This is a genomic window from Pseudomonas sp. SWRI99, assembly GCF_014270125.1.
Classification (GTDB): domain Bacteria; phylum Pseudomonadota; class Gammaproteobacteria; order Pseudomonadales; family Pseudomonadaceae; genus Aquipseudomonas; species Aquipseudomonas hamedanensis.
In genome coordinates this window covers 1-7,667 of the sequence record NZ_JABWQR010000059.1, presented here as the reverse complement: position 1 = coordinate 7,667, position 7,667 = coordinate 1, and the positions used below count along the sequence as shown (strand labels likewise).

At 60.9% G+C, this 7,667-nt stretch carries 7 protein-coding genes; 2 read left to right on the top strand and 5 right to left on the bottom strand.

Features of this window, described 5'->3' with window-relative positions; all coding sequences use genetic code 11:
- Positions 1 to 79: 79 nt before the first annotated feature.
- The 5 genes from HU743_RS26915 to HU743_RS26895 all read right to left on the bottom strand — a co-directional run bounded on the left by HU743_RS26915 (position 80) and on the right by HU743_RS26895 (position 4,848).
- Complete coding sequence (locus HU743_RS26915) at positions 80 to 823, bottom strand: penicillin-binding protein activator LpoB (RefSeq protein WP_186549636.1); 744 nt, start codon at positions 821 to 823, stop codon at positions 80 to 82.
- Positions 824 to 826: 3 nt separating this feature from the next.
- Positions 827 to 1,414: a penicillin-binding protein activator LpoB gene (gene lpoB / locus HU743_RS26910; RefSeq protein WP_186652389.1), complete on the bottom strand. Its 588-nt coding sequence runs from the start codon at positions 1,412 to 1,414 to the stop codon at positions 827 to 829.
- 36 nt (positions 1,415 to 1,450) lie between these two features.
- A complete protein-coding gene (locus HU743_RS26905) occupies positions 1,451 to 1,822 on the bottom strand; it encodes a YcfL family protein (RefSeq protein ID WP_016772611.1) in 372 nt (123 codons plus the stop codon).
- Between the two features lie 16 nt (positions 1,823 to 1,838).
- Positions 1,839 to 3,233, bottom strand: a complete 1,395-nt coding sequence (locus HU743_RS26900) for a hypothetical protein (RefSeq protein ID WP_186652387.1) — start codon at positions 3,231 to 3,233, stop codon at positions 1,839 to 1,841.
- Positions 3,234 to 3,441: 208 nt separating this feature from the next.
- A complete protein-coding gene (locus tag HU743_RS26895) occupies positions 3,442 to 4,848 on the bottom strand; it encodes a hypothetical protein (RefSeq protein WP_186652385.1) in 1,407 nt (468 codons plus the stop codon).
- A gap of 241 nt (positions 4,849 to 5,089) precedes the next feature.
- Here HU743_RS26895 and HU743_RS26890 point away from each other — a divergent pair, with 241 nt between their 5' ends.
- Both HU743_RS26890 and HU743_RS26885 read left to right on the top strand, forming a co-directional pair.
- The gene (locus HU743_RS26890; protein ID WP_186652383.1) at positions 5,090 to 6,985 is read left to right on the top strand and encodes an FTR1 family protein; all 1,896 of its coding nucleotides are present in this window, start codon (positions 5,090 to 5,092) and stop codon (positions 6,983 to 6,985) included.
- 105 nt (positions 6,986 to 7,090) lie between these two features.
- A complete protein-coding gene (locus HU743_RS26885; protein ID WP_042607095.1) occupies positions 7,091 to 7,546 on the top strand; it encodes a YaiI/YqxD family protein in 456 nt (151 codons plus the stop codon).
- Positions 7,547 to 7,667 lie beyond the last annotated feature (121 nt).

Below are 7,667 nucleotides of genomic sequence, written 5' to 3'. Positions count from 1 at the left end.
CTGGGCTGCGAAGCAGGCCCAAAAGCTAGTGAGCGCTGCGCACTCAAGCGGGAGCAAGCTCCCTCGCCACAGGAAAGCGTCAGCGCAGGATTACCGGTGCGGTATCGCGCGGCAGGTTATTGCGCTGCGGCGCCTCGCGCGGTTGCTCGTAACCGTCGCCACCGAGCTGCATGCTCAACTGCCCGGCCACGTCTTCGCCCAACGCCTTGGACACGTCACGCACCACTCTCGGACGGTTCAGCGAGATCTTGATGTCGCGGTGGTTCACCAGTTTGGTGTCCTGCGCTTCACCCATCGCCGTGAAAGCCGAAGTGATCTCGAAGGTCTTGGTGTTGATCAGGCTGAAATCCGCCACCAGCGTCAGGCCCAGCACCGCCGAGTAGCTGTCGGTGTGCGCCAGCTCGTTGATGTCTTGGGTGAAGTCGATGTCGGACACGGTGCCGAACAGCACGTAGTCGGCGCCTTTGAAGTTGCCGGCCTTGATGCGCTTGATCACGTCATACACATCGCCCTTGGACGAGGCGGTGTATGGCGTGCCCTGCACCAGCTGGAACATGCCGGTACGGAGGATTTCACCCTTGATGTCGCCGGTGAATTTGCGCAGTTCGCCCTGTTCGATGTAGCTGGTGGTCGCTTCGATTTCGTTATAGCTCGAAGAACCGCTGGCGCTGTAATAACTCTCGCGGTGATTGCTCTGCGCCGAAACGATGTGGATGTATTGCTCCACGCGCTCCTGATACGCCAGATCCGTCACCGCCACTTTCGGGGCCGCCTGCACGCTGAACGCGCAAGCCAGGGCCATCATGCCAATCCATGTGCGCATCGATTAACGCTCCGTGGTTTTGCGAATCTCTTTTTCGTCCATCCACTCGGCCAGACCGCTTTCGACGTCGATCAGTTGCAGGCTGAATTTGTAGAAGACGTCCTTGTAGTCGCTGCTGCGCTTGACAATCGAGCTGATCGAGCCTTCGATGCGGTACTTGGCAGCAATCATGTTGCCGGTCTTGGCCACAGTGCTCTTCTTGTACAGGCCGCTCTGGTTCTGCAGCTTGAGCTGGTCGACCTGGCTCTGCATTGCCGTGTTGTCGCTGGCGAAGCGCGCCACGCCGGTCTTCATCAGTTGGGTCTTGATGCTGGTGGTGATTTCGCGGGTATCGATGTACTCGCTGGTCTTGTTCTTCACGTCGTAGACCTGAACCACCGGACGCCCCCGCAGGATGCCGGACTGGGCCAGCGAGCGGGTCATCGATTCGGCGATCATTTGCAGGTCGGTCGAACCGAATTCATTGGTCACGGTTTCAACCGCTTTGGTGTCGCCGTAGCTGATGTTTTTGCTGCCCAGAGTCGGCGAAGTATTGGCGCAACCGGAGGCCAGCAGGGCGATGACGGCGATGCAGGAAAAGCGTGCAAACATGGGAGTGCTCTCTAAATCAGAAAAAGGGTGACGGGCTTACGGCGTCTTGATTTCCAGACGGAAGTCCACGGCTTTCGGAGTCGGGGCGATGGCCTGAATAAAGCTGGTCTGCGCGCCGTACATCATTTGGCTTTTCCAGACTTCTTCTTCGGCCACCGGGAAACCCTCGGCGCCAAGCCAGGCGAAGCGGTAGTAGAAAATCTTGTTGCTGTTGAGGGTGTTGCTCAACTGCACATTGACGGTCATAAAGCCGTTTTCACGGGCGACGCGCATGGCGCCGACAACGATGTGTTTCTGCGGGCCCATGGCCACGACCTTGCTCGCGGCGCTGCCCGGCTCCGGCGGTGGCGGGGTGGCGCAGCCTGCCAGCAAGGCGAGGGCGGCCACGGCGATGATCTTCAAGCGCATTGCAAAGACTCCGTTCTTAAGGTTGTTTGAGGCTGGCGACGTTGGTCGCGCCTGCACTCGGCATTACGTGCGCGGCGATGCCGCCGGCGAACACCTGATTACCCACGGCACGCAGGCTGATCACCTGATAACGCTGATCAACGGTGACCTTGACCACCGAGCCGCCGACGGCGCTCGGCAGGGTGACCTGATGCTCGCCCTTTTTCAGGCGCAGACGCACCACTTGGGTGTTGTCCGGCAGGGTGCGCCATGTACGGGTATCGGCACCTTCGAGCACCGCTGAAGAAATGCCCACGGCGAGACCGGCCAGCGGGTTGGTTTCGTTGATCTGTTTCTGCGCCACGCCCTTGGTGATTGCGCGCACGGTGGTGCGTACGATGATTCCCGGCATGTCATCGCGCAGGGCGCGGCGGGACATGGCAGTGGTGCTGTTGAGGGCCGTCAGGTCGACTTGCTTGCCGTCAACACCGATCTGCGCGAACGGCGCGGTGGAGGTGTCCGGTTTGATGATCGGGAACGACAGCGGGGTGATCACCACGTTGTTGGAAATTGGTAGAGGCAGCGGCACGCGGATCGAGTCGCGCGCCGGCGCCAGACCGCTTTGCACCACGATCAGGATGTCGCTGTCGTCAGACTTCACAGGCTTGTCGAGGTTGACCAGCGCCTGCTCGAGCAGCGGCGTGTTCGGGCGCAGCTCGGCGGCTTTGCGATAACCCGGCGCAGCCAGATCTCTTTCGCCCAAGGCTTCGTAAACGAAACCGGCCAGGTAATGACTGAATGCGCTCTGGTAGCTGTTCTTCAGACCGACCACTTCAGGAGCGTCGAGGCTGGCGACCGGATAACCCTGCAAATCCTTGTACTGGGTCTTGATGCCTTCTTTCTCGGCCTGTTCTTCGCTCTTGAGGTATTCCTTGTCGCGCAGGTCGGCGATCACCGCTTCACGTTCGTGAGTCTTCTTGATCGCGGTGCGGGCGCCATCGAAGTCGTTGACTGCCAGCAGGTTCAGGGCCATCTGCGTGGTCAGCATGACTTTTTCGTAGTCATAACCTTCGTAGCGACGCACCTTGTCGTTGACGATGAAGCTACCGAATTGCGCCAGGTACTTGGCCGAGTCGAGCTTGACCGCGTCTTCCCACTGACCGACCACCTGATCGGCGCTGCCCCAGGCGTTCTGGCTGCCAGAGAGGTCGCCCTTGGCGCGCAGCAGCTCACCTTTCTCGAAGTAATAAAGCAGGTCTTTGTCGGTGCCGGTGTTGTTCTTTTCCAGCAGGGTCAGGGCGGCGTCGACATTGCCGGCCGCCAGTTGCTGGTTGGTCTGGGCCAACTCGGAATCGTAGTTGCGAAACGCCGAACAGCCAGACAGCAACGTGACCGCGCCGAGGGCGATCAAAGTGGGAGTGCGCAATGCCATGGAGGTACTTCTTCCCTGAGTAGCGATAACTACAGCCGCCTGTGCTGGTCGGGCTAGTGTGACCTATCGGCGGCGGCGCTGGCCTCCTGCCAATTCCTCATGCGTGAGGAGCTTTGATGCCGGCTCGCTGGGCGAGGGCGCGGCATTATAAGCGCTGAATGATGGCTATGTAATAGCTTTTTGGGCGCATTTTTCTGACGCTGTGCCATCACTTGTCCGCAGAAGCGGGTTTATCCGGTGCAAGTTTGTGATTCGGCACAAAGGCGGATCCAACGGTGTAGACCTGATCCCGGAATACCCGCAGGTGCAGAATCTGGCGATCCTGGTCGACGCGTAATTCAAAAGGGTGGTCGATGGGTGCAGTCGCAAAACGGAAGGTATGCAGGCCTTTCTTCAGGCGCAGGCGGGCGACCAGTGTCTTGTCCGGCAGCGCTCGCCATGTGCGGGTGTCGGCTTCCTCGAACGGATCATGCTGAGTGACGATCAACGATGCTTTCGCCGGGTTGCGCTCGTTTTCCTGCGCTTGACCGATAGCGGCCATGTTGGCGCGGAACATCGCCCGCGAGATGATTTCCGGCATGTCGTCGCGCAGTGTGCGCATGGACATGTCGGTCACGCTGTTGATCACCACCAACGGCTGCTTGCGACCCTCTACGGTGATATGGCTGAAGTTGGGCGTGACCGCGTCCGGCACCATCACCGGGAATGAAATGGGCGCAATGATGACCAGCGTTTCGTTCAGATGAACCGGGATCGGCACCTGCACGGAGCTGCGGGCCGGGGCCAGGCCACTCTGGATAATCAGCAACACATCGCTTTCATCGGCTTTCGCTGGCGGTTTGTCGAGATTGCGCAGGGCCTTTTGCAGCAAGGGCATGTCTGGCCGCAGTTCGATCGCCTGGCGATAACCGGCCGCTGCCAGGGCGCGCTCGCCGAGGGCTTCGTAAGTGAAGCCGGCCAGATAGTGGCTGAACGCACTCTGGTAGCCGTTTTTCAGCTCCACGACCTGCGGCGCTTCGAGCAGGGCGACCGGGTAGCCCTCCAGGTCCTTGTAATGCAGGGTCTTGCCTTGGGCTTTGGCCTGTTCCTCGGCCGCTTCGTATTGCTGTTCACGCTGCCGGGCGATCAATGCTTCGCGTTCGTGGGTCTTCTTGATGTCTGCGCGGGCGCCGGCGAAGTCATTGACGGACAGCTGGTTCAAGGCCATCTGTGTGGTCAGCATGACCTTTTCGTAATCGTAGCCTTCGTAGCGCCGCAACTTGTCGTTGACCAGCATCGTGCCCATTTCATCGCCCAAGCGCGCCAGTAATTTCACCGCGCCGGACGGGTTGGCCTCCTCGCGCTGGAAGATCATCCGGTCGGCGTTGCGCCAGGCGTCCTGGCTGTCGGGCAGGACACTGCCAGCGCTGAGGATTGCGCCTTTTTCAAGGTAATACAGCAGATCCTTGTCTTCCCACGGGTTGTGCATTTCCACCAGTGCCAGAGCGCCGGTCAGATTGCCCCGGGTCATTTGCTCGGTGGTCTGCTGCATTTCAAGATCGTAGTTGCGGTAGGCGGCACAACCGCTCAACTGAATAGCCACGCAAAGCAGCAAAACGAACGGAAGACTCCGCATTAAGGTTGTTCCTTGCACGCAAATGCTCTGGGGCGGGCAGTATAAGGTGGGTGATGGCAAATGGCTGCGATCTTCATCCAAGGTCAATCGGCAGCGCGCCGTGCGGCAATACTCGGCGACAGACGTTGTTGCTGTCTGCCGGGAATGTCCTGCCTATCAAGGTGAAACGCCGACAAAGCTTGAGAGAAACGTCTGCGAAGTGAACAATATGTAACTTCGTATTTCCATTTGAGATTCTTTCATGACTGCCTCGTCCCGATTGCTGGCCTGGCTGCTGCTCTCGTTATTCGCCCTGAGCAGCTCGTCGCTGCTGGCCGATAGCGTGGACGGCGCGCCGCAAGCGCTGCACCTGCTGGATTACATCAGCGCCGACTATCCGCCGACCGTCGCGGCAGGCAAAGTCATCGACGACGGCGAATACCGCGAACAGCTGGAATTCACGCAGGTGCTGCAAGGCTTGATCACCGCGCTGCCGGCGAAACCGGAAAAAGTTGCGCTCGAGCAGGGTGTCGAGTCGTTGCACGCCGCTATCAGTGCGAAGCAGGAGGGCGCCGATGTCGCCCGTCAGGCTCGCCAGTTGGGGGCGAAACTGGCCGTGGCTTATGAAGTCAGTCAGGCACCGATCATCACGCCGGACCCGACGCGGGGTGCACCGCTGTATGCGCAGAACTGCTCGGTGTGTCACGGCGACACTGGCGCTGGCGACGGCCCGGCCGGGGTTGGCCTGACGCCCGCGCCAGCGAATCTGCGCGACGCTGCGCGGATGGATCATCTAAGCCTGTACGCGATCTACAGCACTCTCGGCCAAGGCGTCGAAGGCACCGACATGCCGGCGTTTGCCGACCAGCTCGATGATCGCCAGCGCTGGGATCTGGCCACCTACATCGCCGGCTTCAGTGCCGATGCGGCAGTCGCCAAGTCCGACAAGGTCTACAACATCGCCGATCTGGCGCGCCAGACGCCGGCCGAAGTGCAGGCTGTCGAGGGCGCACAGGTCGCCGCGACGTTCCGTGCCCAGCGCGCACAACCGCCGCAGGTCAAACGCGGCCCGGCGCAGTTGCTCGATTACACCGCCGCCACGCTCGACAAGAGCCTCGTGGCCTACCGCGCCGGTGAACATGATCAGGCCTATGACCTGTCGGTAGCGGCGTATCTGGAAGGTTTCGAACTGGTCGAAAGCTCGCTGGACAACGTCGATGCCAACGTACGCAAGGACACTGAAAAATCGCTGATGGCGTACCGGCAGTCGCTGCAGGACGGTCTGCCGGTCGAGCAAGCCGAACAGCGTCTGGACGCGGCCAAGGCGAAACTCAAGGAATCCGCCGGCCTGCTGGGCAGCGATGGGCTGAGCTGGTCGCTGAGCTACATTTCCGGGTTGCTGATTCTGCTGCGCGAAGGCCTGGAAGCGATTCTGGTGCTGGCGGCGATCCTCGCGTTCCTGCGCAACACCGGCCAGCAATCGGCAGTGCGCAGTGTCAATGTGGGTTGGGGGCTGGCGTTGCTGGCAGGTTTGGGTACCTGGGCGCTGGCGGCATACGTGATCGACGTCAGTGGTTCGCAACGTGAGTTGCTGGAGGGCGCGACGGCGCTGTTTGCCAGCGTCATGGTGTTGTGGCTCGGCGTGTGGATGCATGACCGTCGCCATGCCGCTGCCTGGCAGGATTACATCAAGAGCAGCCTGGTCGGTGGCGGCGGGCGTTTCGGCTTTGCGATTCTGGCGTTCTTCTCGGTCTATCGCGAGTTGTTCGAAGTAATCCTGTTCTACGAAACCCTGTGGTTGCAGGCCGGTCCGGCCGGGCATGACGCCGTGCTGGCCGGCGGCGCGACGGCGCTGGTGCTGCTGATCGGCCTGGCCTGGGTGATCCTGCGCGGCTCGGCGAAACTGCCGCTGACGCTGTTCTTCAGCATCAACGCCGCGCTGCTCTGCGCGTTGTCGGTGGTGTTTGCCGGGCATGGCGTCAAAGCCTTGCAGGAAGCCGGGATCTTCGGCACGCGGCCGGTGGCATTCTTTGAGTTCGACTGGCTGGGGATTCATGCCGATGCGTATTCGCTGACCGCGCAGGCGGTGGCGATTCTGGCGATTGTTGTGTTGTATGGGCGTAGTTGGGTGGCGGAGAAGCGCCGAGTCGTCGCTTAAAGAAGCATTCGCTGGCGCTCACATTCGCGAGCAGGCTCGCTCCCACAGGGTCGGTGTGTATCCTGTGGGAGCGAGCCTGCTCGCGAATTTTTTGGAGGCAAGAAAATGCGTGTATGGATCGATGCCGACGCCTGTCCGCGGGCGGCGAAGGATCTGGTGGTGAAGTTCGCCCTCAAACGCCAGTTCGAGGTGGTGCTGGTCGCGGGTCAGCCACAGATCAAGCCGGGGCTGGCCATCGTCAAACTGATCGTGGTACCGAGCGGGCCGGATGCGGCGGATGATTATCTGGTCGAGCACGCCGTACCGGGCGAGCTGGTGATTTGCAGCGATATTCCGCTCGCCGACCGGCTGGTGAAGAAGGGGGTGGCGGCGCTGGATCCGCGCGGCAAGGAGTTCGATGCACAAAACATGGGTGAGCGGCTGGCGGTGCGTAATCTGTTTACCGATCTGAGAGAACAGGGCCAGATGAGCGGCGGTCCGGCGCCGTTTGGCGAGCGTGAGAAGCAGGCGTTTGCCAATGCACTGGATCGGATTCTGACCCGGCTGACCCGCAAGCCCTGAGCCTTATACAAGACCTGTGGGAGCGGGCTTGCTCGCGAAAGCGGTGCGTCATCCAATCCGATATTGCCTGACACTGCGCCCGGTGCCGATGCGGATACCGGCGGTCCACTCGGGCGATATC